Genomic DNA, 25,484 nt, shown 5'->3' on the forward strand with positions numbered 1-25,484 from the left:
CCGCTGTTCAGTCATCAACGAGCTGTGGTTGTAATGATGGAGATGGATACCGAGCTGGATCAACAAACCCAGGCGCTGAAGGTGCCGCCTTATTCACTCGAGGCGGAACAATCGGTGCTCGGTGGGGTACTGCTGGATAACCAGGCCTGGGATTCCGTGGCCGAGCAGGTCACAGATGATGACTTCTATCGGCGTGAGCATCGCCTGATTTATCGGGCCATGGCCAAGCTGATTGGCGAGCAGCAGCCGCTGGATATTATTACTCTCTCGGAAGAGTTGGAGTCGCGGGCAGAGTTGGAACAAGTGGGTGGCCTGGCTTACCTGGGAGAGTTGGCGCAGAACACACCCAGTACAATCAATATCCGAGCCTATGCGGAAATTGTGCGGGATCGCTCCTTACTGCGACAGCTGATCGGTATTGGTGGTGAAATTGTTGATATGGCTTACCACACAGAGGGGCGACAAGCCACCGAAGTGTTGAGTGAGGCGGAAGCCAAGGTTTTTAAAATTGCCGAAAGCCGCGGCAAGTCTAATGGCCCCGAAGCGGTGAATCCGATTCTGGCGCGCACCATTGAAAAAATCGACCAGCTTAATCAGGTTGGGGGCAGCATTACCGGCGTAAGCTCCGGATTTACCGATCTGGATGCCATGACTTCGGGCTTGCAGCCATCGGATCTGGTGATCGTTGCGGCGCGCCCTTCAATGGGGAAAACCACGTTCTCGATGAACATCGTCGAAAACGTAGTAGTCGGCGGGGAAAAGCCGGTACTGGTATTTAGTTTGGAGATGCCTGCGGATCAGTTGATGATGCGTATGCTCGCCTCCTTGGGCAAAATTCCCCTCAGTAATGTGCGCAGTGGTCAGCTGGATCCGGAAGAGTGGAACCGACTCACCGCGGCGGTGCATATGCTGCGTAATAAGCCTTTGTATATTGATGATCAGCCGGGCATCACCCCCAGTGAAATGCGGGCGCGGGCGCGCCGTATTCATCGGGAACATGGCAGCCTGGGGCTGATAATGGTCGACTACCTGCAATTGATGCGCTTGGGTGGCAAGGTAGAGAGTCGTACACAGGAAGTAGCGGAAATATCGCGTTCTTTAAAAGCCTTGGCGAAGGAGTTGCAGTGCACGGTGATTGCCCTGTCACAGCTGAACCGTAGCTTGGAAAACCGTCCTAACAAGCGTCCGGTGAACTCTGACTTGCGGGAATCGGGCTCAATCGAGCAGGATGCCGACGTGATCCTCTTTATCTACCGGGATGAGGTCTATAACGAGGACAGTCCTGATAAAGGCGTGGCGGAAATTATTATCGGTAAACAGCGTAACGGGCCTATCGGTACCTGCCGCCTGGCCTTTATTGGTAAATACACCCGCTTCGAGGATCTGGCCCGTACTGGTTATGATGACTATCAGTATGAGTAATCCGCGTCTGCACGCTTAATCGGTTTTAAATTGTCGGCAGTAAGCGGCAAAGGCTGGGGGCAGTGGGGCCTTGCCACGGGATTGGTAATCAAAGGCGAGAATGCTGGACTGAGCGAGGGCGACCTCTTGCTGGTCCTGACAGCGGCGTAGCCGGTATTGTAATACGCAGCCATGCTGATCAAGTTCACTGACTCCCAGACTGCCCTCCAGTTCGTCTGCGTAGAAGGCTTCCGCACGAAACTGGATAGCCACATCGGCCAGAATCATGCCGCAGCCACCTAAATCCATCTCACTGAAACCTCCGGCACTTAGCCAGCGTACCCTGAGCTCATGGAGCAGATTAAGCAAGGCGCCATTGCTGAGGTGATTGCCGTAATTAATGTCCTGTATTTGCACACGTATCAGACTGTGAAAAGGCAGGGTGGGGAGTGTCAGGCGTAAGCGGGGCATCAGCACCTCCTGGGGGCTGTTTTTCAGCAAAAAAATTGCTGCTATCGAGTAAAAAATACAATCATCGCCAGCGCTAAGATTGCGCACAATAGCGCTCCCGTGGAGGAGTGCCCATGTCGAGTTTTCTGTTAGTTGATGCGATTTTGGATCAGTTGGCTGAGCAAGGCTATGCCATTGTTGATGGACTTTTGTCTGATACCTTATTGCAGAATCTGCATGATGATTTGCATGAGCAGGGCTTGCGCCCAGCCCGTATTGGCCAGGATCGCTTACGTATGGCGGAGGTGCGTGGCGATAAAATTGATTGGCTCGATGGTAATACGCCTCCACAACAGGAGTTTTTGGGGCTGACGCAAAGCTGGCAAGAAGCTTTTAACCGCAGCTTCTATTTGGGCTTAAACGCTGCGGAGTTTCACTATGCTTACTACCCCGAGGGGGGCGGTTATCAAAAGCATTGGGATAACTTTCAGGGCACTAATGCCCGGGTACTGACCTTTATCACCTACCTCAATCGTTTCTGGCAGCCGGGGGATGGGGGAGAGCTGGTTATTTACACCGAGGACGATAGCGCCGTGCGTGCCTTGGTCGCTCCTACCTGGGGTACCAGTGTGCTGTTTTTTAGTGATCGTTTCCCCCACCAAGTGATGCCCGCGGTGAAGCCCCGTGCCAGTGTGACGGGTTGGTTTCGCCGCAATGATCCCCTGGTGTTTTAAGGGCGTGCATTTCATCCGCTATTCGCGTGGATGGGTACCAGGTGCTGGCGAAAACGCTCGGTACAGGCTTGCCAACTGAAGCCTTCCGCTGCCCGGCGACAGAGGCTGCGATCAAGTTGCAGGCAGCGCTGCACCGCCCTGGCTAAGTCTTCATCAAGAAAACCACTGACCCCTGGCTGCACCACATCAATGGGTCCGGTAACGGGATAGGCCGCCACTGGGGTGCCACAGGCCATGGCCTCCAGCATCACCAAACCAAAGGTATCGGTGCGGGAAGGAAAGACAAACACATCCGCCTGAGCATACTCTTGGGCCAGTGCCTGCCCACGCTTAAAACCTACCCACTCGACTTCCGGATAGCGCTTTTCCAGTTCAGTACGGGCGGGGCCATCGCCAACCACCCGCTTACGGGCAGGAAAGGGCAGTTGTAAGAAGGCTTCCAGGTTCTTTTCCACTGCCACCCGTCCGACATAAAGCAGCAAGGGTTGGCCGCAATGCTGCATTGGCTCCGCTAGTTGTGGATGCCGCGGCTGGGGACGAAATAACTCGGTATCCACTCCTCGTCCCCAAACCACCAAGTTGCTTAAGCCCTGGGCGCTTAGCTCATCGGCATTACTGAGGGTGGTGACGAGTACGTGACGGCTAGGGCGGTGAAACCAACGTAAAAAACGATAGCCCCAAGCCAGGGGAATTAGGGCGCAGCGGCTATGCACATACTCTGGAAACTTGGTATGCAATGAGGTGCTAAAGGGCAGCTGCTGTCGATTTAAATAGCGTCGGGCAGCTAAGCCGAGCGGGCCCTCGGTAGCGATGTGATAGGCATCAGCCTGGGCGGCTTGCAGCATCTTAGGCAGGCGCCAGATATCCAGCGCTAGGCGAATATCCGGATAGGTGGGACAGGGGAGATTACGAAACAGGCCGGGATGGATCACTTCGATTTGGATGCCCTGCTGCTGTAACTGCTGACACATTTGCTGCAGGGTGGTGACGACACCATTGATTTGTGGTGTCCAGGCATCGGTAACTAAGACCAGCTTGTTCATTTAGGCGCTCCTTGCCAGGGCCGAGTCGGCGGTTTGTGATAACAACACCTCGCGTTGACGCACCCAGCGCACCAGTTCAATGCGCCCATCCAGGTGCTCAACCAAGGCGGTGCAGGACTCTACCCAATCGCCACAGTTGAGATAGCGCACCTCACCTACCTTACGAATTTCGGCATGATGGATATGGCCGCAGACTACCCCATCGAAGCCCCGCCGTTGGCACTCATGGGCCAGGGCTTCTTCAAACTCGCTGATAAAGCTCACCGCTTTTTTGACCCGGTGTTTGAGGTAGGCAGAGAGTGACCAGTAGCCCATACCAAAGCGTTGGCGTAGTTGATTGAGCCACCGGTTCAATACCAGCAGGCTTTCGTAAGCGGAGTCACCGAGGAAGGCGAGCCAGCGATGGTAGCGGGTAATCACATCGAACAGATCGCCATGGGTGATCAGCCAACGCTCACCTTGCAGGGTCTGGTATTCCGCTTCATCTACCAGACGGATGTTGCCTAGCTCAAGGGTTGAGTATTTGCGTAGAAATTCATCGTGGTTACCGGTGACATAGGTGACTTCGGTACCTCGTTTGGCCAGGGTCAGGATGCGCCTGAGCACATTGGAATGGCTTTGTGGCCAGTAAAAACCTTTGCGCAGGCGCCAGCCATCGATGATGTCGCCTACCAAGAACAGTTGCTGACAGTCATGGCTTTTTAGAAATTCAGTTAACAGTTCCGCCTGGCAGCCCCGGGTACCCAGGTGGGTATCGGAGATCCAGATGGTGCGAACACGGCGCTTGTGCGGGGGCAGGACTGGGGTCGTCATGGGCAGCTCCTGTAACAGTCACTGCCATGCTAGGTAAATTTAATGACGGAAATATTGCGGGGTAACGCCTGCTTGTCTTAGCCGGCAGCGAGGTAGTCTTGCAGCACAGTACAGGTGGTGTGGGTGAGCTGCTGTACCTCAGCGGCGGTCATACAGAAGGGGGGCATCATATAGACCAACTTACCAAAGGGTCGGAGCCAGATGCCCGCCTCAACCAACATGGGTTGCAGGCGGCGATTATCCACAGGCTGTGCTAACTCAATCACTCCGATGGCGCCGAGGCAGCGTACCTCCGCCACGCCGTTAAGTTGGCGGGCGGGGGCTAACCCCTGGGAGAGTTGTTGCTCAAGTTGAGCGACCTGTTGTTGCCAGGGTTGGCTTAGGAGTAGCTCAATGCTGGCAGTGGCCACGGCGCAGGCCAGTGGGTTGGCCATAAAAGTAGGGCCATGCATAAAGCAGCCAGCGCCACCGGCGGAGATGGTTTCGGCAATATGGGTGGTGGTGAGGGTGGCGGCCAGGGTCATATAGCCGCCGGTGAGGGCTTTGCCAACACAGAGAATATCCGGGCTGATCGCCGCATGTTCACAGGCGAAGAGTTTGCCGGTGCGGCCAAAGCCAGTGGCAATCTCATCGGCAATCAACAGCACATCAAACTCATCACAGAGACGGCGAGCCTCCGCCAGGTAGGCGGGCGGATAAAAACGCATTCCCCCTGCCCCCTGCACGATGGGTTCCAGAATCAGGGCGGCCAGTTCGTGCTGGTGGTTGGCTAGCAGAGCGCGTAAGGGCTCCATTTCCCCTGGCTGCAACGGACGGTTAAAGCCCGTCGCTGGTGCGGGGGCAAACAGTTGCTGCATCAAGACTCCGCTAAACAACTCATGCATTCCTGTCACCGGATCACAGACTGACATCGCGCCGGTGGTGTCACCGTGATACCCCTGGCGTAGGGCCAGCAACCGTTGTTTGCCTGGCAGCCCCCGTGCTTGCCAGTATTGGATTGCCATCTTCATCGCCACCTCAACGGCGACGGAACCTGAGTCACAGAGAAACACTTTATCTAACCCCGCAGGGCTAAGGGCAACCAGATGCTGGCCAAGGCGAATGGCTGGCTCATGGGTGAGGCCGCCAAACATGACATGGCTCATTTTCTGGCTTTGTTCGACTAGCGCTTGATTGAGTTTGGGATGGTTGTAGCCATGAATAGCCGCCCACCAGGAGGCCATGCCATCAATCAGCTCGCGGCCATCGCTCAAATACAGCTTAACCCCCTGGGCATGGCTGACCGGAAACACCGGTGCAGGATTCAGCATGGAGGTATAAGGATGCCAGAGGTGTTGGCGGTCAAAGGCCAGATCCAGATCGGTAAGCATAAGGAGTCCTGAAACAGTGCACGGGGCCGGTATTGTGCCATGGTTGGTAAGTAGACGGAAAAGTACGCTGGCGTGATGCGGGGAGTGATGGCGTAAAAAAGCTGAAACTCATGGGAAACTTTCCAGTAGGGGGCAAGTCTACTTATGCAAGCCAACGCCATGCGTCAGGCGAAATAAATTAAAAGCCTTGAAGGAGAGCCTTATGAATAAGTCCAAACTTGTTGCTGCTACTGCCATTACCGGTTTGCTGTCACTGGGTATGATGAGTGCCGATGTGGCGCTGGCCGAAGGTGCCAAAGAGAAGTGCTACGGTGTAGCCAAAGCCGGTCAAAACGATTGCGCCGCTAATGGTCATGCCTGTGCCGGTCAGGCTTCCACCGACAATGATCCCAACGAATGGGTCTATGTGGCAGCCGGTACCTGTGAAGGCATGGGTGGAATGAAGAAGTAAGTCATGCTCACAACCCTCCCTCTGGCTGTAGGTGTGGGGCTGCGCGCCCCCCACTACCCTGATTTTCTTGAGCAGCGTCCGCCCATCGCTTGGTTGGAAGCGCACAGTGAAAATTACTTTGGTGGTGGGGCGGCCTTGCAGACGCTAACGCGGATTGCCGCCCATTACCCTATTAGCCTGCATGGAGTGGGAATGGGTCTGGCCTCTGCCCAGGAGCTTGATCCGGAGCACCTGCAAGCCCTGTGCAAACTGGTGCAGCGGATTCAGCCGCAGGCGGTATCGGAGCACCTGAGTTGGTGTCGGGCAGAAGGGCAGGTGATTAATGACTTACTGCCTTTTCCCTATTCGGAAGAAGCTTTGCTGCTAGTGACGGATCGGGTGCAGCGGGTGCAGGATGCATTAGGGCGGCCTTTATTGATCGAAAATCTGTCTACATACCTGCGTTTTGCCGACTCGGTGCTGACGGAGGCTGAGTTTTTAGCGGAACTGGTGCTGCGCACAGGTTGTGGATTATTACTGGATATCAACAACCTCTATGTGAATCAGGTCAATCTGGGGGTGGATGCCCAGCAAGAGATTGCCCGTCTGCCGGCAGCGGCTATTGCCGAAATTCATCTGGCAGGTTTTAGCCAGCGTAATGGTTGCCTGGTCGATAGCCATAGTCGTGCGGTGGTGGATGAGGTATGGCAGTTATATGCCGCCACCCTGGCGCAGATTGGTCCGCGACCGACCCTGATTGAGTGGGATCTGGACATTCCGAGCTTGGATGTGCTGCTTGGTGAAGCAGATAAAGCAGACGCTATTTTACGGAGGCTGCCATGACGATCTCCTTAGCAACCAGCCAGGCGCGACTCTTAGCGGCGATTCGGGAGCAGGCGGAGTTGCCAAGCGAATGGCTGGTGGATGCCTATCCCTGCACACCCGATAAAGGCTTGGCGGTGTACCGCAATAATCGCCGCATCCTGTTGAAGGAGATGCTGCGTAGCCTCTACCCCACAGTGGCGGCCTTAGTCGGTGAGGCTTATTTTGCCGGTTTGATTCATGCCTATGTGATGTCAGTGCCCTCACGCAGTGGTGATGTGCATCGTTATGGGGAGCAGATGGCGGACTTTATTGCCCAGTATCCGGGGAGTGAGGCCCTGCCCTATTTAGCCGATGTAGCGCGTTTGGAATGGGCTTGGCATCGCAGCTATTACGCTGAGGATAGCCCGCCCTTTGAACTGGCCTGCTTGCAGCAATGGGGGGCGGAGTCATTCCCGCTTCTGGTGTTTGAGCTGGATGCCGCGGTGCAGCTGTTGCAGTCCGAGTACAGCGTGCTGTCCATTTGGGCCTATCACCAACAAACACAGCCCAGCGGCTCCCTTCACTGGCAACAACCCCAGCATCTATTGGTTTGGCGGCCGGGGCGCGTGCAACTCAAGGAGCTCAGTGAGGCTGAATGGCAGGCGTTGCAAGCAATGGCCGCAGGCTTACCGCTGGAGCAGGTGGTGGAGCGAGCCCTGCAGGCAGAAGAAGAGTTCGATATTCAGACCAAGTTATTGGAATGGATTCAGATGCGGGTGATAGCAGGTGTTCATCTGCCGCCCTGTTAGCTTTTCTCTGTTGTGTTGGTAGAGAGGAGCGCTATCACCGTGATAATCACTCATGTCATACCCCAACGAGAGGAGGGCGCGCTATGCAGGCTCTATTCGCTCAGCGTGAGACGCTGTTGAAAATTGCCCAGCCACTCAGTGATGTACTGAATTTGCTGATTCGTTTTTATCTCGCCAAGGTCTTTTTCATGTCTGGCTTAACCAAGCTGCGTGACTGGGAGACAACGGTTTTTCTGTTTCAGGAAGAGTACCGTGTACCGCTGCTGTCACCGGAACTGGCGGCATTTTTCGGCACTGCCGGGGAGCTGGTGTTACCCGTCTTGTTGCTGCTGGGACTGGCGGGGCGTCTGGCCGGATTAGGGCTGTTTGTGCTGAATATTGTCGCGGTGGTGTCCTATTACCATGTGCTGTCTGAGGTGCAGTCGATGCTGGATGCCCACTTCTATTGGGGGCTGCTGCTGGCTGTGGTGGTGCTGTATGGGCCGGGACGTTTAGCCGTCGATCACTGGCTATGCCGCCGCTGTCAGAGCGCTTAATCGGCATAACTTTTTACCTTGCCCGCCCAGGGATCTGGGCGGGGCGGATCAGATGCTCTTTTTCAGCTGCTCACGTAACTCGGGGGAGAGGCCCTTATCCAGGTCCTCTTCGGTGGTGGTTAAATCCATCTTGCTTAGCAGTTCCGCCAGAATCGGGCCACAGCTGCCTTGGGTTTGGCGGTAGATACTAAAGAGCGAGTCGAGGGACAGATTTTGCCCCTGCCAGGCGCCTTCCTGCTTCACACAGTTGAGATATTGCTGCGAATAAGGCACCAACAGATTCCAGTTGCGGCTGACATCGGCCTGCAATTGCCAGAACAGTTCCCAGTTCACCTGTTCCGATAGCTGCTGTAACAGCTGGCCTAGTTGGCTGATGGCTTCTTGCTGTGGGCCATTGCCGGGGGTATTGGCCTGGCTGGGCAGGCTCAGAGTGGCGGCTAGAGATAGGGTTAGCACGCGGAAAAAAGTCATGATGCGGACTCCGCTAATGGCTGTACTCCCGTTACTTCCAGGGCTTGTCCCTGGGAGCGAAAGCGGACATTGAGTTGGTAGACTAACACGCCATATTCACGTTCGTCCTGCTGCTGATAGGCCGGGCGGGGGTCCTGGGCGAGAATTTGGCGCACCAATTCGAGTAATTGCGGGTACTGCTGTTGCCAGTGCTGTAACTGTTGCAAGGCCTCAGGGCAAAAGCGTACCTCCCGTAGAGGAGGGGGCTGTTCGGCAAAGCCGCCTTTGGCCTCAGGCAGGGAGTCAACAAAGGGAATGTAGGGCTTGATGTCTAGCACCGGTGTGCCATCCAGGAGGTCGGCGCCCCCCAGGCTCAACACCAGCTGTCCCTGCTCCTGCCGCCAACCGTGCCAAGGCACGACGGATAAGCCGATGGGGTTCGGGCGGAAAGGGCTGCGACTGGCAAAGACGCCGACCTTCTCGTTGCCCCCCAGCCGTGGCGGGCGTACCCGTTCATGCCAGGGGCGCTGTAGATGCTGGTGGAAGACAAAGCTCAACCACAGGTGACTGAAGCCCTCCAGCCCTGACAGGGCAGCAGGACTAAATTGCGGACTGAGCCAGAGCTCAACCTGGGCGGCGGTCACCAGACCGGGTTGGCGCGGGATGCCAAACTTCTCCCGAAACGGCGAGCGGATATGGCCGATGGCCTGGAATGCAAAGCTATTTTTGTCCATGTGTACAAATTAGATGAAGTATACTTGCCCGGTGAGTCAGTTAAGGAGTGGTTATGAGCCAGTCAAGCATACCTGTTTTAGACCTGGAGCGCTTTGCTTCCGATCGCACTGCTTTTGTGCAAGAACTGGGTAAGGGATATGCCGAGTGGGGATTTGCCGGGATTGTAAACCACGGCATCAGTGATGAAATTTTGCAGCAGGCCTATACACAGATTAAGGCGTTCTTCGCGCTGGATCAGGCCACTAAAGACAAGTACATCCTGCCGGGTATGGGTGGGGCTCGGGGCTATACTGGCTTTGGCGTCGAGCACGCTAAAGATAGCGATTATCCCGACCTGAAGGAGTTCTGGCATGTTGGGCGAGAGCTGCCCACCGGTGAGCTCCCCCACCCGAGTCTGTTAGCGAACCTTTGGGTAGAAGAACTACCGGAGTTTAAACCAGCGCTGCTTAACCTGTACCAGGCACTGGATACCCTGGGTGGGAAAATGCTCAGCGCCATGGCGTTGTATCTGGGACTGGAAGAACACTACTTTGCCGATAAGGTTAATCGTGGTAACTCCATTCTTCGCCCTATTCACTACCCCCCGGTCGCACAGCAGGATGGCCTGTCGGTGCGCTCCGCTCAGCATGAAGACATTAACTTCATCACCCTGTTGATCGGGGCGGAAGAGCCTGGGCTGGAAGTGCTGAGCAAAAAAGGCGAATGGGTACCCATTAATGCCATTCCCGGCACCATCGTCTGTAATATCGGCGATATGCTGCAGCGCCTAACTAACCATGTGTTGCCTTCAACCACCCATCGTGTGGTGAATCCTCAGGGAGAGCGTAGTCAACATCCACGCTATTCGATTCCGTTCTTCCTGCACCCCAATCCGGACTTTGTCATTGAGACGCTGCCGGGCTGCATCACGGCGGATAATCCCAATCGTTACCCTGAACCGATCACTGCTGATGATTACCTTAAGCAGCGCCTGCGTGAGATTGGTCTGTTGTAACGAACAAGCTGGCCCGATGGCGATGTGCTTTGACGGCCAGCTCCGCTAAATGCTCCAGGCGTCCGCCGATATCCAGCCAGGCTAACATCTCTTGCAGGGGAAGTTGGCCCTGGCTACCCGCCTCAAATAACAGTTGTTTACTCTGCTGATAGCCTTGCTGTAAACGCTGCAGACTATGTTCCAATGCGGCTGGGTCGCAGAAATAGCGGCCATGGGGCCGAGCCAGCTCAAGCAGGGCCACGCCATCCTGCTGTAGTTGCAGTAGCCTTTGGCTGAGTGCACTCGCGGTCGGTAGGGGCCGTGCCTGTAGTTGGGTGGCGAGGGTATTGGCCTGATGACGCACATCCTGATAGTAGTGACTGATGCGCAGGAGCAGGCTAAGGCGTTGCCCTTGCTCCACACTCAGGGGCTGGCGGCCGAGCTCAGTAATATGCTGATCCAGGTGTTGTTGTAGCGTTTCCCATTCCTGTTGCAGGCGGTCAGGGCCACTTTCGCTGCTTAATGCAGCCTGTGCCTGTTGCAGGCTGAGACTGCCGAGGCGGGCCAGTTCCAGATCTAAGGCCTCCAGCGCCAGAGCGGGAGTGGCGAGTAGAGTAGTGTCGACATACTGGGGTTGGCTGGGTTGATGTTCCTGCTGCTGGAAGCGTGTTTGTAGCCATAGTGTCAGGCGGGTCAGTAACGGCCAGAGCAAAAGAATGCCCAGTAGGTTAAAACCGGTATGGAAGGCTGCCAGCACGCTGGCGGGCTCCTGGCTTTGCCATTGGCTTAACGCAGGATGCAGGCCAAGTAATAACAGTAGCCCTACGGCAGCAGTGAGCAGGTTGAACAGGATATGAGCAGCGGCGACCCGTTTGGCGTTCGCCGTGGCGCCGATGACCGCCAGGATCGCGGTAGAGGTGGTGCCCAGGTTGGCCCCAATCACCAGGGCGGCGGCCAGGCTCAGGGGCAGGTTGAGACTGACAGTGGCGCTCAATACCAGGGCTAATACGGCACTGGATGACTGCATGATCGCGGTGAGTAGGGTGCCTACTCCGATCAACAGTAACAGTTGCCCGAGCAGGGGTAAGTCTTGTCCTGGCAGGATCAGGCCAGCATTCCAACCGGCGAGCCCGTCTTTTAACAGGTTAATGCCCAGAAAAAACAGCCCCAGCCCGCTCAGGCTTTGGCCACTAGCTTGAAGCAGTGGGCGCGGCAACAGCTGTGCCAGCATGCCCAGGCCAATCATTGGCAGGGCGAGAGCGCCAATATCCAGTTTCAGGCCAAGCAGCGCCACCATCCAGCCGGTCATGGTAGTGCCGAGGTTACAACCGAAAACAATGGCGATGGCTTGGCGCAGGCTCAGCAGACCTGCATTGACAAAGCCGAGGGTCGCCACCGTCACGGCGCTGGAGGACTGCACCAGGGCGGTAATCAGGGTGCCGGATAATATCGCCCGTTGATCGGAATGGGCTGCCCGTTGCAGCCATTCATGCAAGCGACTGCCCGCCAGGGCTTTTAACCCCTCGGTGAGTAATTGCATGCCGAGTAGAAAGAGTCCCAGGCCACCGAGGGTGGTACTCACCATGGTCAGGGTCATGCTTTATTCCAACAGGGGTAAGGGGTTGAGGACACGGTTGCGGTGGCGTAGTTCAAAGTGCACATGGCTGCCGGAGGCACGACCACTTCTGCCCATCTTGGCAATGGTTTCCCCCTGATCAACCCGAGTGCCCTTGCTCACCAGATTGGCCTGGTTATGGGCGTAGAGCGATTGAAAACCATTGGGATGGTCGATGATGATGACATGGCCATATCCTCGCATACTGCCGCTGAAACTGACGGTGCCGGGTGCCGCAGCCAAAATGGGGGTGCCATCCGGTCCGCGGAAGTCGACGCCTTTATGCAGGCGACCATCACGGGGGCCGTAATTGGATGACACCTGCGGGCGTTGCACGGGGTAGCGGAAGCGTCCTATTTGCACATCCGGGACATACAGGCGTTGGCCGACTTCCAGGTGCTCAGGTTCGACATCCGGGTTAAGCGCCAACAGTTGGCTGACACTCATGCCATAGCGCCTGGCAATGCTATAGAAGGTGTCCCCTGCTTGGACTTCATAGACTTGGGTGGGGCCATCTGGGCGCTGAGGGCTACTGCTACAGCCTGCGAGTAAACTCAGCAGAGCCGCCAGCAGAATTAAGGCAGGGAGGCCTTTCATATCAGGGTTCCTGTAATTGGCGGGCGGGGTACTGTGCCTGCTGTAGTAGTGCCAGTATCCCCTCTGGGCCGGGTAGATGCAGGGCGCCTACCACGACAAAAAAAGTACCGCGCGATTGTAATAGGCTCAGCAAGCGTTGGCTCATCTGCTGATTGCGCTGGCGGTTGAGTCGATCCATATAGCGCCCCAGCTGAGGGTCCTGTGCGCTTTCCTGTTGTAGGAGCAGATAGACCTGCTCAGCATCGCCACGGCGCCAGGCAAGATACAGTTGCTGGAGAAACTCCGGCTGACTGTCCATCTGCTCCAGGCTGGATTGCAAGGCGCGCACCTGCAGGGCGATGTCATCCACCGCCAGGCTTTGTAGTTGGCCTTCGAGGGTCTCTAATGCCAGGATCGGCCGGTTCCCGCTGCGCCGCATAAAGTAATGATCTATCCCTGAGTCGGTCTGAAATCCCTGACGTGCGGCATCCGCCAACACCAGATGACTACCCAGACGCCAGGGTTGCCAGTGCTGCATGCTGTCACAGGCAACGGCGAGGCGTTGGCAATGGCGTTGCAGTGCTTGGCGTAGGGTTGGGGAGAGGTAGTGATTGAGGTGCTTGTCCCCTGCTAATCGACTGTAACGTTCAATCAGCGCCTGTTGCTCGGGGATGCTCATGGCGGTTGGGTCTATTTCCACCACCAACGCATCCGCCAGGGCAAAGGCGGCCTCAATCGGTGCCGGTAAGGGGTAATCCTGTGGCCGAAAGGCGTGTAAGGAGCCGAGTAAATAGAGTGTGGCGGTGGGGGAGCGCACCTGCCAGGCATACACGGGGCCAGCCCAGAGCTGGGGTATCCACAACAGGGTGAGGAGTAATAATGCCAGCCACTGGCCTGGGCGAGCAGGTCGTTTCGTCATGGTATTCCTCAAGTCTACTGGGCCTCTGCGCTAGCAAGGAGGCAAATATTATGCCGGGATTGCCGGAGCAGGGGTACGGGCCAGGCAATAGAGTTGCAAGTTGGCGTGACTTTGTTTGCTGTGGATCAAGCGCGCCAAGGCGTGGGCGGTGGCGCCGGTGGTGAGGACATCATCCACCAGGGCGATGGGAAGATCGGGCAGGCTGCCCTCAAGCAGGAAGGCCTGTTGCAGATTTCGTCGCCGTTGCCGAGCGGAAAGACCTTGCTGGGTAGGGGTAAGACGTTGCCGCTGCAGGCGATCACTGAGTACCGGTATTTGCCAAGCCTGGCCCAGTTGAGTGGCAAGCCATTGGCTGTGATTAAAGCCGCGCTGGCGCAAGCGTTCGGTATGCATGGGCACCGGCAGTAACACAGCGGGTTTAGGTTGGCTGTGGGGCCAGGCAGTTAGCAATAGCTGCACCAGTAATTTACCGGCATGGAAGTCGGCTTGATATTTAAAGCGGCTAATTAACTGCGCCAGGGGCAGTTCATAGCGAAATCCACACCAGCTTAATTGAAAGGGCCAAGGCTGTTGCAGGCATTGCCCACATAGCTGCTCACCGCGAGGCAATGGCAGGGCGCAGGAGCGGCAACTGTGACCATTCCAGGGCAGGTCTTCCAGGCAGCCTGAGCAGAGTGGGGTGCCGTGATGAAGTCCACAGAGCGGGCAAGATGATTTTGTTAGTATGTTTTTTGATCTGTTGTAAACCTGCTTCCATTGCATGGGTTGACACCTGTTGGCCAGTAGCTATGATGCCAGCATCGTCCAGCGCTCTGGGCGCTTTGCTTGCTCTAAGGTTCTGTAAGGATAAGCCATGTCTGCCCTAACCCCGATGTCGACTCCGTCCGCTGCCACTGCCTTAATCCGCCATGACTGGAGCGAGGCAGAAGTGCGTGCTCTGTTTGAGCAACCTTTCAATGACTTGCTGTTTCAAGCACAGAGCGTTCATCGCCAGTTTTTTGATCCCAACGAAGTACAGGTTAGCACGCTGTTATCGATTAAGACCGGCGCCTGTCCTGAGGATTGCAAATACTGCCCGCAGAGCTCCCATTACGATACCGGCCTAGAGGCTGAGCGTTTGATGGAAGTGAAGAAGGTGTTGGCGGAAGCGGCTCAGGCCAAAGAAAAAGGGGCGACTCGCTTCTGTATGGGAGCTGCCTGGAAACACCCCCGTGCGAAAGATATGCCCTACATCATGGAGATGATCCGTGGAGTGAAGGCGATGGGATTGGAGGCCTGTATGACCCTGGGCACCCTCAGCCGTGATCAGGCGACTGATTTGGCCGAGGCTGGGCTGGATTACTACAACCATAACCTCGACACCTCGCCGGAGTTTTATAACAGCATTATCACTACCCGTACCTACCAGGAGCGTCTGGATACCCTCGGCCATGTGCGGGAAGCGGGTATGAAAGTGTGCTGTGGCGGCATTATGGGGATGGGGGAAAGCCTGACAGATCGCATTGGTTTGCTGCGGGTATTGGCGAATATGCCTGAGCACCCTGAGAGTGTGCCTATCAATATGCTGGTGAAGGTGCCGGGCACCCCCTTGGAAGATGTGGAGGCGCTGGAGCCTTTTGACTTTATCCGCACCGTAGCGGTAGCCCGTATTCTCATGCCGCAGTCCCATGTACGTTTGTCGGCAGGACGGGAAAAAATGAACGAGCAAATGCAGGCGTTATGTTTTATGGCGGGGGCTAACTCGATCTTCTACGGAGAGAAGTTGCTCACCACACCGAACCCCGAGGCCCATGCCGATAAGCTGCTGTTCAATAAACTGGGAATTCGTCCGGAAAGCCGTGAAGGGGTGTCGGATGAGGCCCATGAGCAGGCCCTGTTGCAGCAGATTAAGGATCAGGAGCGCCAATCCTTGTTCCATGATGCGGCCTCCCATTAACAAGAATTCCTGCCGGGGCGAGGGCTCTCTTCGCCCCGTTGTTCTGCTTGTGCTGACGCCGAGTATGTTATGACTTCCAGCTTTGATCTTGCCCAGCGGCTACAGCAGCGGCGCCAGCAGCAGCTCTATCGCCAGCGGCGTTTATTAGGTTCGGCTCAAGGTGCGCAGGTGCGGGTGGATGGGCGCGACTGTTTAGCCTTTTGTAATAACGATTACCTGGGCCTGGCGAATCACCCTTATTTAGCGGAGGCAATGGCCAAGGCTGCCCGTCAATATGGGGTTGGCAGTGGAGCCTCCCATCTGGTGCTGGGCCACAGTGAGCTACATCATCAGTTAGAAGAAGCGCTCGCCCGTTTCTGTCAGCGCCCGCGTGCTTTACTCTTCTCCACCGGTTACATGGCCAACCTTGGCACCCTGACGGCTCTGCTGGATAAGCAGGGCGCGGTGTTTGAGGATCGTCTGAATCATGCTTCTTTGCTTGATGGCGGTTTGCTCAGTGGAGCACGCTTTCAGCGCTATCTGCACAATGATGTGGCCAGCCTGCGGCAACGCCTGGCAAGTTCAGAGGCCAGTGCCAAATTGGTGGTAACAGATGGGGTATTTAGCATGGATGGCGATATTGCCCCATTGCCGCAACTGGCGGAGGCCTGCCAGCAGGCGGGGGCCTGGCTGATGGTGGATGATGCCCACGGCTTCGGTGTACTGGGCGAGCAAGGCTATGGCTGTCTGGAACACTTTGCTTTGAACCATCAGCAGGTGCCTATTCTGATGGGTACCCTGGGTAAAGCCCTGGGCACGGCGGGTGCCTTCGTTGCGGGTTCAGAGGAATTGATTGAGGCGCTGATCCAATTTGCCCGTCCCTACATTTATACAACGGCTATGCCCCCGGCGGTGGCGGCGGCAACCTTGGCCAGTCTGCAGCTTGTCCAGCAGGAAAGTTGGCGTCGGCAGCATTTGCAACAGCTGATTCGTTGGTTTAGTCAGCAGGCTCTGGCGGAGGGGCTGCCACTGATGCCCTCCAGTACGCCTATTCAGCCCCTGCTGGTGGGCGAGGCCGAACGGGCTCTCGCGCTGTCAGAGTCATTATGGCAAAAGGGCATGCTAGTAACCGCGATTCGTCCGCCAACGGTGCCAGCCGGCAGTGCCAGATTGCGCATCACTCTGAGTGCGGCACATAGCCAAGCTGATGTAGAGCACTTGCTGGATGCCTTGCTGCAAAGTTGGCGGGAGGTGCAGGGTGGCTAATTGGGTGTTGTTGAGTGGTTGGGCGATGCCGCCGCAGAGTTGGCAGCCGTGCTTGGCCGAGTTATCTGCTTTGGGGCAGTTGCAGGTGCTGGATTATCGAGGGCTGCAAAGTTCGGACTTGGCTGGGGCAGCAGCGGAGTTGCTAAGGCAGGCGTCGGCACCGGCTAACTGGCTGGGTTGGTCACTTGGTGGGCGTCTGGCGATGGAGGCCGCAGCGCAGGCTCCGCAACGGGTGCAGGCAGTAGTGACGCTGACGGCATCACCCTGTTTTGTCGATGAGCAGTTAGGTATGCCAGCCGCAGTGTTTAATGATTTTGTTGCCGGTATGGCCACTCAACCCGAACTGACCTTAAAGCGTTTTGCTGGATTAGTGGCGCAGCATAGTACGGATCCCCGCGCCGCACTGCGCCAAGTGCGCAGCTGGTTAGCGCAAAACCAAACTGAGCAGCTGGCGCATATCGCTGGGCAGTTGTCTTGGTTGGCGGATGATCAGCGTGCACGCTGGCAACAGGTACAGGTTCCTCATTGGCATCTGTTGCAGCGCCAGGATGCATTGCTGCCGGCTGCGTTGGCGCAGGTTTGGCAACCTCATGCGTACTTGGCGGGTGGTCACTTGAGTTGGCAGGAGCAGGTGGGGCAGTGGTTGCCGCTGTTGCAATGCTGGTTGCAACAGGAGGGGCTGGATGGATAAGGGAGCGGTGGCGCGTCACTTTAGCCGTGCGGCAGCGAGTTATGACCAGGTCGCGGAGTTGCAACGGCAGGTGGCGGACGCCTTGTTGGCGGAATACCAACAGAGCACTGGCACTATCCTGGACTTAGGTTGTGGTACAGGCTACCTGTCTGGGCAATTGCAAGCAGGTTTTGCTGTCGCCGGTCAGCAGACATCCAGGGTAGTGGCCCTGGATTTGGCTCCAGGGATGTTGGCTCAGGCCCGTCAGCAACACCCGCAGCCGGGCATTCACTGGCTCCAAGGCGATGCGGAGGCCTTGCCGCTGGCGGAAGGCTGCTGTAGTGCGGTGTTATCGAGTTTGGCGGTGCAATGGTGTAGCGATCCGCAACAACTTTTCCGAGAGTGTTGGCGGGTATTAAAGCCGGGTGGGCAGTTGTTGCTCTCCACACTAGGCCCCGCCACCTTGCATGAGCTTCGCCAAGCCTGGGCCGAGTCAGATAATGCGGCTCACGTGAATCGTTTCTGGTCATTAGCAAGCTGGCAGCGGGCCTCAGGATCGGGATGGCAAGGGCAGTGGTTGCAACGCAATTGGACACTCTATTACCCCCGAGCCTGGGCGCTGATGAAAGAGCTGAAGCTGTTAGGCGCGAGCCATGTGGAAGGTGAACGCAGTGTGCAAGGGCTAGGAGGGCGTCAACGCCTGCAGCAGGTTGAGCAGGGATACCGTCAGTTTGTCACCGAGCAGGGGTTGCCTGCTACCTATGAAGTCTTTTTGGCCGTATTGAGGAAACCTGAATGAGTTGTGTCTTTATCACTGGCACGGATACTGACGCTGGCAAGACCCTGGTGGGGGCGGCGATGCTTTATCAAGCTCGTCAGCAGGGGTTGAGTACCCTGGGAATAAAGCCTATCTCGGCCGGCTGTGAGCGTACGCCTGCAGGGCTGCGCAACAGCGATGCGTTAGCACTGCAGGCGCAAAGTGCACCGGCCTGCGCCTACTCAATACATAATCCCCTGGCTTATGAGCCGCCCATTGCGCCCCATATTGCCGCCCGTGAGGTGGGGGAAGAGTTATCGCTGCAGCGCTTAAATCAGAGTCTGGCAGCGAGCTTGGCACAGCCGGCTCAATTCACTTTGATTGAGGGGGCGGGGGGCTGGTTATTGCCCTTGAATGATCAGGAAACATTGGCGCAGTGGGTGGAGCAGCAGCGGTGGCCGGTTGTGCTGGTGGTTGGGCTAAAGCTGGGTTGCCTCAATCATGCACTGTTGACGGTGCAGGCGATTACCCAAGCAGGCTTACCGATACTCGGTTGGGTGGGGAGTCGGGTGGATCCTCAAATGAGCCGAGCAGAGCAAAATATCCAAAGCCTGCAGGCGATGATAGAAGCCCCCTGCTTAGGGGTAGTACCTCATTTAGACAACCCTTCAGCCAGTGAAGCAGCCAAATATATAGACATTAACCCTTTACTTTGGCGAAACAGAGGTTAAAAATTAAACAGTAACGGAGGAGGACATATGCAGGTTACCTCTTCGTCTTGGTCATCAGCATGGCAAGGCTTTCAACGCGCTGAGCAGCAATTGAGTGGTGCCAGTCGGCAAATTGCTCAAGGAGCTGAGGGTGTCGAGGAAGGCCTTTTGGCGTTACCGCCAGCTAAAGTGCAAGCAGACGCCTCGTTGAAGGTGTTGCAGATGGCTCATGACCGATTAGGTACATTGCTGGATATTAGCGTCTAACTCCTGTCTACGTTTGATTTTGAGGGCAAGCGGAGGCAATGATGATTATCAGTCATGGCCTAACATATCAACCCAGTGTGCTGCCACCTGCCGCAGCGCAGCAGGCGCTTGCACCTGAACTTTCCCCCGCCCAGCAAGTGCTGGCCTCACCCCACAATACCCAGGCACAGAACGAGCAAAAGGAACGTGCGAGTCGCCAGGGGGCGAACCCTAATGGGGTGCGCAAAGATCCTAAAGAAGTTCAGAAAGAGCAACGCCTGCAAGGCAAAGAGCGGGAGCTGCAAAACAAAGAGCGTCTGCTGAGTGAAGAAGAACAGCGCCAACTCGATGAGTTGAAGCAGCGTGACCAGGAAGTGCGTCAGCATGAACAGGCGCATGCCAGTGCAGGAAATCAATTTTCCGGTGCGCCGCGTTATGAGTTTACCCGTGGCCCGGACGGACGCTTGTATGCTACGGGAGGAGAAGTAGCAGTGGATACTTCCCCGGTACCTAATGATCCGGAAGAGACGATTCGTAAAGCAGAAATCATTCTTAAGGCCGCCCTGGCACCAGGACAGCCATCGGATCAAGACCGGCGAATTGCTGCAGAAGCGCAGCGGATGTTGTCTGAAGCGAGGGCTGAGCTGGCGCGTCAGCGTGAGCTAGAACGGCGACAAGAGCAGGAACAAGGTAAAACGGTGCGCCAGGACGAGGCAAAAGAGCAGGCTGCCCGCTTAGAGAGTCAGCGGCAAAGTAGTGAGTCTGTGCAACGCCCCACTCTGGAACGAGATGAGGCGGCAGAGAAGAAAACCGCAACCAACAATAGTGAAGCGCTACGGTTACAGCAAATTAATGAGCAATTGAGTGAAGTGAATCGTCGTCTGGTGGATCTGGGGGTGTTTTCCAAGCTCTACCCGAGTGGGGTGTTCGTGAATGTGCATGCTTAATTAACAGCGCTGATGAGGCTTCATTTACAGACATGTAAAGGCAAGGTGCGTACCTTGCCTTTTTTATGTGTGTTAGAGGTGTACTGACCCTTAGTGCAGCAGGAAGCGCTGTAAGGTGCGCATAAAAAGTTCTGGCTTTTCCGCATGAGGCCAATGTCCTGCCCCGGCAATGAGCTTGAGCTGGGCTTGGGGGAAAAGAGCTAAGACAGCTTCACGGTATTCAGATTTGATGTAGTGGGACAGCTCACCCTTAATAAAAAGAGTGCTGCCGGTAAAGCAGGAGCCGCTAGGTGGGCGACTGATTTGTTCATACTGTTGTTGCAATACACTAAGGTTACAGCGCCACTGGAAACCTCCATGCGGCTGTTTACTCAGGTTTTTGAGCAGAAATTGGCGCACGCCTGTTTCTGGTACAAGAGGCGTCAGCAGTTGGTCGGCCTGGCTGCGACTTTGCAAGTTGGCTAGATCCAGTTGGTTCAGCGCAGTAAAAATATCATCGTGATGACGAGGGTAGGCTACCGGCGCAATATCCACCACGATTAGCTTGTTGATGCGCTTCGGGTGGTTAAGGGCGAGTTGCATGGCGACTTTGCCACCCATCGAGTGGCCTAGCAGTACACAGCTTTCAATTTCCAGGCTATCCATCAGTGCGAGGACATCATCCGCCATACTGGGATAGTCATGCTGTTGATGATGAAAGGATTGTCCATGATTGCGTAAGTCGACATTAATAACGTCAAAGTCTTGGCTAAGAAGGCGAGCCGGAGTGCCCCAATTATCGCTGCTGCCGAATAATCCATGCAGAATGATCAGGGCTGGGCCCTGGCCTTGGCGCTGATAGTGTAAGTGCATTTTGGGCTCCTTGGTGACACCGAGATTCGATTGTCCTGACTCACTCGCTAGATGGCAAGCCGGCTGGCATGGACACCTAAGTTAAAAATTCCTATGCTTGGCCACCATTAGCTGCGCCTTTCTATGGGTTCCGCCGCACTGGGACCACCGTCAGCAGCAGGGAAAGGATCGCAGTGCTCGGATGGCTGGTTGCAATGCCGGGCAAGTTGCTGCTGGCGGTATTTTCACTGCTATTGATTGGTCTGAGATGCGTTCATCTGATTCAACCCTGGTATGGGATCTCTCTACCCGACTTTTTCACTGGTGCTTACCTCCTTTGCTGTTAGGGCTGTGGGGTACGGCTGAGTTTGGTTATATGGAGTGGCATCAGTATTTAGGCTTTGCACTGGCCGGCTTGCTTTGCTTCCGTTGGTGCTGGGGGCTGGTAGGTGGACACTATGCTCGCTTTGCACAGTTCTTGCGGGGGCCGAGCGTGCTTTGGGCCTATTGTCGGGGTCGTTATCAATCGGCAGGAGGTCATAATCCTCTGGGGGGATGGATGGTGTTAATGATGTTGTTGTTGCTAACAGCCCAAGTGATGACGGGGTTGTTTGCTAATGATGACATGTTTACGGAAGGCCCCCTATACAGCTGGGTGAGTAAGGCGCTAAGTGATGAGCTTACGCGCTGGCACTACCGATTGTTTGATGGGCTATTGATTGTGATTGCGCTGCATATTTTGGCCATTGGTTGGTATCAGTTGCGCGGTAAACGTCTGGTAGAGGCGATGTGGCACGGTTATCAAGTTGGAGCCAAGCCGATGCCGTACCCTGTGCGCTCATTATGGCTCAGTTTAAGTTGGGGAGCGGGCTTATTGGTGAGTGTGATTTTGTGGTGGCTGACGGATTCGTTTTAGCCAAGTGTGCGTCAGCTACGTATAATAGGCGCCTTCTTGAGCACCGGTATGGGGACGGGCAATGGTATTAGGCACTCAACCAACACCCAAAATGGGGCGTATTCGACAGAAGCGGCGTGCGGCAATTCTAGCTGCTGCTGAGCAAGAGTTTGCCCTCAATGGCTTCAAAGGCACCAGTACCAGTGCGATCGCTGAACGAGCTAGCTTAGCTAAAGCGCAGGTGCACTATTATTTCGGTAGCAAGGAAGAGCTTTATCAGGAAGTGTTAAGCACTATTCTGCGTCAATGGAATTTAGTGCTGGAAGACATTACTCCAGATGATCAGCCTGCCGAAGTGTTAGCGCGTTATATCCGTGCCAAAATGCAGTTTTCCCGTGAGCGGCCGGAACTATCCAAGATTTTTGCTTCCGAGGTGTTGCGTGGTGCGCCTATTCTGCGTGCTTTTTTAGGCAAGCAGCAGTTTGAGTGGGTGCAGACGCGGGCCGCGGTAATCCAAAGCTGGATTGATCAAGGCAAGATGAGAGCAGTAGATCCCGTTCAGTTAATCGTTCACATATGGGCCCTGACGCAGCATTATGCTGATTTTGATACCCAGGTGTTGGCTGTGATGGGCAAAGATTCATTAGTAGAGGAGGAGTATGAGCTCCTTATCCAGCAAGTGATAGAGCTTGTGCTAAGGGGCTGCGGCCTCGTTAAGACTGATAGCTGAAATCGGGGCCTGCGGGCCCCGATTTTTTTTGGCCGTTTGTATGGTTTTGGTGCTTGGTTAAACAGATTGCGTCATTTTGGGGCGTATGTTCGGCGTATCTTAACCATTTCTAGCCCGTCATGAAGGAAAGGTCAGCATAAGAAGCTGGCCTGCTTTTTGCGTAGAAGAAAAAACGGAGCGCTTGGTTTGTTTTTTTGTGTGCACTGTCTAAGCTGAAAAAGTTGCCACAATAAAAAATACAATATTGGAGTTTATATGTACCCAAAAAGTAGGGGGCGGCGATGACAGCGGTACCTTTATTGGCCTTGGAAGGGATTACCAAGGACTATCCAGGCTGTCGCGCTAACGATGATGTGAGCCTAAGTTTGCAAGCTGGGGAAATACGGGCGCTGCTTGGAGAGAATGGTGCTGGTAAAAGCACCCTGATGAAGATTATTTATGGTTTGGTGAAGCCCGATGCTGGTACGTTGCGCTGGCAAGGTCAAGAAGTACAGGTAAAGGATCCTGCCCATGCTCGTCGTCTAGGGATTGGCATGGTGTTTCAGCACTTCTCCTTATTTGAAACCCTAAGCATTGCAGAAAATATTGCATTGGCTTTGGAGCCTGAGGCGGCAGCGGATCGCCAAGTGCTGGCTAAGCGTATTAAAGAAGTCTCGAAGCAGTATGGTATGCCACTGGATCCCCAGCGTTTGGTTTATACCCTGTCGACAGGTGAACGCCAGCGTGTAGAGATCGTCCGTTGTCTTTTACAGGACATCAAGTTGTTGATCTTAGATGAGCCCACTTCGGTGCTCACGCCACAGGAAGTTGAGGTGCTGTTTGTTACTCTGCGCCAGTTGGCGGCAGAGGGGTGCAGCATTCTGTTTATCTCGCACAAATTAAAAGAAGTAAAAGCGCTCTGTCACAGTGCCACCATTTTGCGTCAGGGGCGTATTAGTGGTAACTGCGATCCACAGCTCGAATCTACCGCTACGATGGCGCAGAAAATGGTGGGTGAGGGAGTGAATCTGGAAACTTCTTACCCGCCAGGTCGTCCAGGGTCACCTTGTTTAGCGGTGGAACAATTGTCGTTACCCGCGGCGGATGCCTTCGCTACTGCGCTTAAACAGATCAGCTTTAACTTACATCGTGGTGAAATCCTGGGCATTGCTGGAGTGGCGGGCAACGGTCAAGCCGAGTTGTTAGCCGCTTTATCGGGTGAGCTGCAGGGGGCAACGGGCAGTGTGCGCCTGTTGGAACAGGATATTCTGCCGCTTGATGTAGCGGCTCGACGGCAATTGGGGTTGGGTTTTGTCCCAGAGGATCGCCTCGGCAGGGGGGCTGTGCCTGAGTTGGGATTGGTGGATAACGCCTTGTTAACGGGCTATCAGGGGCCAGCTGTCAATAAGGGTTGGATTGATTTTGCTTGGTTGCGTCAGTGGGCGAGTGATATCTGCCAGCAGTTTAATGTCAAGACCGCAGGTGTGGATGCGGAGGCGAAGAGCCTCTCTGGGGGTAATTTGCAGAAGTTCATTTTAGGGCGAGAGATTACCCAGCGTCCGAAGGTGTTATTAGCAGCTCATCCCACCTGGGGAGTTGATGTAGGGGCTGCCATTGTTATCCATCATGCGCTAATTGCTTTGCGTGATCAGGGGGCAGGGATTCTGGTGGTGTCGGAAGACATTGATGAGCTCTTTATGATTTCAGACCGAATAGGGGCGATCTGTGATGGTCGTCTATCGCCGATTCAGAAAACGGCGGAAACCAGCCTAGAGCAATTGGGTGAATGGATGGCCGGTGTGTTTGAGGAGGTGCAGGATGCTTAAGCTCGAACCCCGTGCTGCCAGCTCCCGCGTGATGGGATATGGCTCACCGTTGTTGGCGCTGGCGTTAACCCTTATTACCGGATATGTGCTCTTTGCCTTATTGGGTAAGGATCCGGTGGAGTCGTTATATACCTTCTTTATTGCCCCCTTGGCGGATCTTTATGGTTGGTCAGAGCTGGGGGTGAAGGTCACGCCTATCCTGCTTTGTGCATTAGGGCTGGCGGTTTGCTATCGCGCTAATGTCTGGAATATCGGTGCCGAGGGGCAGCTGATTGCCGGTGCGCTACTGGGCAGCATGATGGCCTTGCAGTTGCTGGATATAGAGGGATGGTGGGTGCTGCCTACCGTCTTGCTCAGTGGCGTAATGGGGGGATTGATGTGGGGTGGGGTGGCGGCCTGGCTGAAGACCCGCTTTGCGGCCAATGAAATTCTCACCACTATCATGCTCAATTACATTGCGCTGAACCTGCTTTTATATGGCATTCATGGTCCTTTGAAAGATCCCCAGGGGTATAACTTCCCTGAATCTGCCCTCTTTACTGATAGTGCCTTGCTGCCGGTTTGGTTAGAAGGAACGCGCCTGCACGTAGGGTTGGCCTTTGCGTTATTACTGATGGCGGTCATTTGGGTATTGCTGAGTCGTACCTTGTTGGGCTTTCAGGTCAAGGTGGTAGGGGCGGATGCCAGTGCAGGGCGCTATGCCGGCTTTAAATCCCAGCGTTTGATCTGGTTCTGCTTGTTGTTGAGTGGTGCTTTAGCTGGCTTGGCGGGTGTAGTAGAGGTTGCTGGTCCTATTGGGCAGCTGGTGCCGGTCGTATCGCCAGGCTATGGCTATAGCGCCATTATCGTTGCCTTCCTGGGGCGCTTACATCCCCTCGGGATTGTCTTGGCTAGTACTTTGATGGGGCTGATCTATCTGGGTGGTGAGCTGGCGCAAATCTCCCTTGGCTTGCCGTTAGCCTTGACTGGGGTATTTCAAGGGTTGTTGCTGTTTTATCTGCTGATTTGTGATGTCTTGATTCACTTCCGCGTGCGTTGGCAGAGGGGAGCGTAA

29 protein-coding genes are annotated in these 25,484 nt (G+C 55.4%); 18 read left to right on the forward strand and 11 right to left on the reverse strand.

The features are described 5' to 3' along the window. Positions 1 to 36: 36 nt before the first annotated feature. Entirely contained in the window at positions 37 to 1,422 is a 1,386-nt protein-coding gene (gene dnaB / locus Q334_RS0103385) for a replicative DNA helicase (protein WP_027311973.1), read from the forward strand. Positions 1,423 to 1,437: 15 nt separating this feature from the next. Here the strand turns inward: dnaB and Q334_RS0103390 are convergent, their stop codons facing one another. Further along, the gene (locus Q334_RS0103390; protein ID WP_027311974.1) at positions 1,438 to 1,872 is read right to left on the reverse strand and encodes an acyl-CoA thioesterase; all 435 of its coding nucleotides are present in this window, start codon (positions 1,870 to 1,872) and stop codon (positions 1,438 to 1,440) included. A gap of 113 nt (positions 1,873 to 1,985) precedes the next feature. Here Q334_RS0103390 and Q334_RS0103395 point away from each other — a divergent pair, with 113 nt between their 5' ends. Next, the gene (locus tag Q334_RS0103395; RefSeq protein WP_027311975.1) at positions 1,986 to 2,585 is read left to right on the forward strand and encodes a 2OG-Fe(II) oxygenase; all 600 of its coding nucleotides are present in this window, start codon (positions 1,986 to 1,988) and stop codon (positions 2,583 to 2,585) included. An 11-nt stretch (positions 2,586 to 2,596) separates the two neighbouring features. Here the strand turns inward: Q334_RS0103395 and Q334_RS0103400 are convergent, their stop codons facing one another. The 3 genes from Q334_RS0103400 to bioA form a co-directional block, all read right to left on the reverse strand. Then, positions 2,597 to 3,628: a glycosyltransferase family 4 protein gene (locus tag Q334_RS0103400; protein ID WP_027311976.1), complete on the reverse strand. Its 1,032-nt coding sequence runs from the start codon at positions 3,626 to 3,628 to the stop codon at positions 2,597 to 2,599. Beyond that, positions 3,629 to 4,441, reverse strand: coding sequence for a UDP-2,3-diacylglucosamine diphosphatase (locus tag Q334_RS0103405; protein ID WP_027311977.1), 813 nt, complete (start codon positions 4,439 to 4,441; stop codon positions 3,629 to 3,631). A 77-nt stretch (positions 4,442 to 4,518) separates the two neighbouring features. Beyond that, positions 4,519 to 5,811 (reverse strand): adenosylmethionine--8-amino-7-oxononanoate transaminase, encoded by a 1,293-nt coding sequence (bioA, locus tag Q334_RS0103410; protein WP_027311978.1) that lies wholly within the window; start codon positions 5,809 to 5,811, stop codon positions 4,519 to 4,521. A gap of 202 nt (positions 5,812 to 6,013) precedes the next feature. Between bioA and Q334_RS0103415 the strand changes: the two genes are divergently transcribed. From Q334_RS0103415 to Q334_RS0103430, 4 genes are all read left to right on the forward strand, one after another. Then, positions 6,014 to 6,262: a BufA1 family periplasmic bufferin-type metallophore gene (locus Q334_RS0103415; protein ID WP_027311979.1), complete on the forward strand. Its 249-nt coding sequence runs from the start codon at positions 6,014 to 6,016 to the stop codon at positions 6,260 to 6,262. A 3-nt stretch (positions 6,263 to 6,265) separates the two neighbouring features. Next, positions 6,266 to 7,084: an MNIO family bufferin maturase gene (gene bufB, locus Q334_RS0103420; RefSeq protein WP_027311980.1), complete on the forward strand. Its 819-nt coding sequence runs from the start codon at positions 6,266 to 6,268 to the stop codon at positions 7,082 to 7,084. Beyond that, on the forward strand, positions 7,081 to 7,854 hold the full coding sequence (locus tag Q334_RS0103425) for an HvfC/BufC N-terminal domain-containing protein (protein ID WP_027311981.1): 774 nt from the start codon (positions 7,081 to 7,083) through the stop codon (positions 7,852 to 7,854). The genes bufB and Q334_RS0103425 overlap by 4 nt, the downstream gene beginning before the upstream one ends. A gap of 83 nt (positions 7,855 to 7,937) precedes the next feature. Then, positions 7,938 to 8,390: a DoxX family protein gene (locus Q334_RS0103430; RefSeq protein ID WP_027311982.1), complete on the forward strand. Its 453-nt coding sequence runs from the start codon at positions 7,938 to 7,940 to the stop codon at positions 8,388 to 8,390. Between the two features lie 48 nt (positions 8,391 to 8,438). Here Q334_RS0103430 and Q334_RS0103435 read toward each other — a convergent pair whose 3' ends face one another. Beyond that, the gene (locus Q334_RS0103435; RefSeq protein ID WP_027311983.1) at positions 8,439 to 8,861 is read right to left on the reverse strand and encodes a hypothetical protein; all 423 of its coding nucleotides are present in this window, start codon (positions 8,859 to 8,861) and stop codon (positions 8,439 to 8,441) included. Further along, positions 8,858 to 9,574 carry a tRNA (N6-threonylcarbamoyladenosine(37)-N6)-methyltransferase TrmO gene (gene tsaA, locus Q334_RS0103440; RefSeq protein ID WP_027311984.1) on the reverse strand — a complete coding sequence of 239 codons (717 nt, stop codon included), beginning with the start codon at positions 9,572 to 9,574 and terminating at the stop codon, positions 8,858 to 8,860. The genes Q334_RS0103435 and tsaA overlap by 4 nt, the downstream gene beginning before the upstream one ends. A gap of 53 nt (positions 9,575 to 9,627) precedes the next feature. Here tsaA and Q334_RS0103445 point away from each other — a divergent pair, with 53 nt between their 5' ends. Beyond that, positions 9,628 to 10,569: an isopenicillin N synthase family dioxygenase gene (locus Q334_RS0103445; protein WP_027311985.1), complete on the forward strand. Its 942-nt coding sequence runs from the start codon at positions 9,628 to 9,630 to the stop codon at positions 10,567 to 10,569. Here the strand turns inward: Q334_RS0103445 and Q334_RS17895 are convergent. From Q334_RS17895 to Q334_RS0103465, 4 genes are read right to left on the reverse strand one after another with little or no spacing between them, the layout of a single operon-like run. Beyond that, positions 10,535 to 12,145 carry a Na/Pi cotransporter family protein gene (locus tag Q334_RS17895; RefSeq protein WP_051527488.1) on the reverse strand — a complete coding sequence of 537 codons (1,611 nt, stop codon included), beginning with the start codon at positions 12,143 to 12,145 and terminating at the stop codon, positions 10,535 to 10,537. The genes Q334_RS0103445 and Q334_RS17895 overlap by 35 nt on opposite strands. Positions 12,146 to 12,148: 3 nt before the next feature. After that, entirely contained in the window at positions 12,149 to 12,760 is a 612-nt protein-coding gene (locus Q334_RS17900; RefSeq protein ID WP_051527489.1) for a LysM peptidoglycan-binding domain-containing M23 family metallopeptidase, read from the reverse strand. Between the two features lies 1 nt (position 12,761). After that, positions 12,762 to 13,658 carry a TraB/GumN family protein gene (locus tag Q334_RS0103460; RefSeq protein WP_027311986.1) on the reverse strand — a complete coding sequence of 299 codons (897 nt, stop codon included), beginning with the start codon at positions 13,656 to 13,658 and terminating at the stop codon, positions 12,762 to 12,764. 48 nt (positions 13,659 to 13,706) lie between these two features. Next, positions 13,707 to 14,420 (reverse strand): ComF family protein, encoded by a 714-nt coding sequence (locus Q334_RS0103465; RefSeq protein ID WP_035460562.1) that lies wholly within the window; start codon positions 14,418 to 14,420, stop codon positions 13,707 to 13,709. A gap of 91 nt (positions 14,421 to 14,511) precedes the next feature. Here Q334_RS0103465 and bioB point away from each other — a divergent pair, with 91 nt between their 5' ends. From bioB to Q334_RS17910, 7 genes are all read left to right on the forward strand, one after another. Continuing rightward, positions 14,512 to 15,594 carry a biotin synthase BioB gene (gene bioB / locus Q334_RS0103470; RefSeq protein WP_342667430.1) on the forward strand — a complete coding sequence of 361 codons (1,083 nt, stop codon included), beginning with the start codon at positions 14,512 to 14,514 and terminating at the stop codon, positions 15,592 to 15,594. Between the two features lie 69 nt (positions 15,595 to 15,663). Next, the gene (gene bioF, locus Q334_RS0103475; RefSeq protein WP_027311989.1) at positions 15,664 to 16,839 is read left to right on the forward strand and encodes an 8-amino-7-oxononanoate synthase; all 1,176 of its coding nucleotides are present in this window, start codon (positions 15,664 to 15,666) and stop codon (positions 16,837 to 16,839) included. Further along, positions 16,832 to 17,530, forward strand: coding sequence for an alpha/beta fold hydrolase (locus tag Q334_RS0103480; protein WP_027311990.1), 699 nt, complete (start codon positions 16,832 to 16,834; stop codon positions 17,528 to 17,530). Before bioF ends, Q334_RS0103480 begins: the two co-directional genes overlap by 8 nt. Beyond that, positions 17,523 to 18,308 carry a malonyl-ACP O-methyltransferase BioC gene (bioC, locus tag Q334_RS17905; protein WP_035460564.1) on the forward strand — a complete coding sequence of 262 codons (786 nt, stop codon included), beginning with the start codon at positions 17,523 to 17,525 and terminating at the stop codon, positions 18,306 to 18,308. The genes Q334_RS0103480 and bioC overlap by 8 nt, the downstream gene beginning before the upstream one ends. Next, positions 18,305 to 18,997, forward strand: coding sequence for a dethiobiotin synthase (bioD, locus tag Q334_RS0103490; protein WP_027311991.1), 693 nt, complete (start codon positions 18,305 to 18,307; stop codon positions 18,995 to 18,997). The genes bioC and bioD overlap by 4 nt, the downstream gene beginning before the upstream one ends. A gap of 27 nt (positions 18,998 to 19,024) precedes the next feature. Next, positions 19,025 to 19,243 (forward strand): hypothetical protein, encoded by a 219-nt coding sequence (locus Q334_RS0103495; protein ID WP_027311992.1) that lies wholly within the window; start codon positions 19,025 to 19,027, stop codon positions 19,241 to 19,243. A 41-nt stretch (positions 19,244 to 19,284) separates the two neighbouring features. After that, positions 19,285 to 20,169 carry a putative metalloprotease CJM1_0395 family protein gene (locus Q334_RS17910; RefSeq protein ID WP_081414332.1) on the forward strand — a complete coding sequence of 295 codons (885 nt, stop codon included), beginning with the start codon at positions 19,285 to 19,287 and terminating at the stop codon, positions 20,167 to 20,169. 90 nt (positions 20,170 to 20,259) lie between these two features. Here the strand turns inward: Q334_RS17910 and Q334_RS0103505 are convergent, their stop codons facing one another. Next, positions 20,260 to 21,021 (reverse strand): alpha/beta fold hydrolase, encoded by a 762-nt coding sequence (locus Q334_RS0103505; protein WP_027311993.1) that lies wholly within the window; start codon positions 21,019 to 21,021, stop codon positions 20,260 to 20,262. 181 nt (positions 21,022 to 21,202) lie between these two features. Between Q334_RS0103505 and Q334_RS0103510 the strand changes: the two genes are divergently transcribed. From Q334_RS0103510 to Q334_RS0103525, 4 genes are all read left to right on the forward strand, one after another. Beyond that, positions 21,203 to 21,916, forward strand: coding sequence for a cytochrome b/b6 domain-containing protein (locus tag Q334_RS0103510; RefSeq protein ID WP_051527492.1), 714 nt, complete (start codon positions 21,203 to 21,205; stop codon positions 21,914 to 21,916). Between the two features lie 61 nt (positions 21,917 to 21,977). Continuing rightward, positions 21,978 to 22,625 carry a TetR/AcrR family transcriptional regulator gene (locus tag Q334_RS0103515; protein WP_027311995.1) on the forward strand — a complete coding sequence of 216 codons (648 nt, stop codon included), beginning with the start codon at positions 21,978 to 21,980 and terminating at the stop codon, positions 22,623 to 22,625. Positions 22,626 to 22,906: 281 nt separating this feature from the next. Then, the gene (locus Q334_RS0103520) at positions 22,907 to 24,430 is read left to right on the forward strand and encodes an ABC transporter ATP-binding protein (RefSeq protein WP_027311996.1); all 1,524 of its coding nucleotides are present in this window, start codon (positions 22,907 to 22,909) and stop codon (positions 24,428 to 24,430) included. After that, a complete protein-coding gene (locus Q334_RS0103525) occupies positions 24,423 to 25,484 on the forward strand; it encodes an ABC transporter permease (RefSeq protein WP_027311997.1) in 1,062 nt (353 codons plus the stop codon). The genes Q334_RS0103520 and Q334_RS0103525 overlap by 8 nt, the downstream gene beginning before the upstream one ends.

This window comes from Balneatrix alpica DSM 16621 (genome assembly GCF_000619885.1).
Classification (GTDB): Bacteria; Pseudomonadota; Gammaproteobacteria; order Pseudomonadales; family Balneatricaceae; genus Balneatrix; species Balneatrix alpica.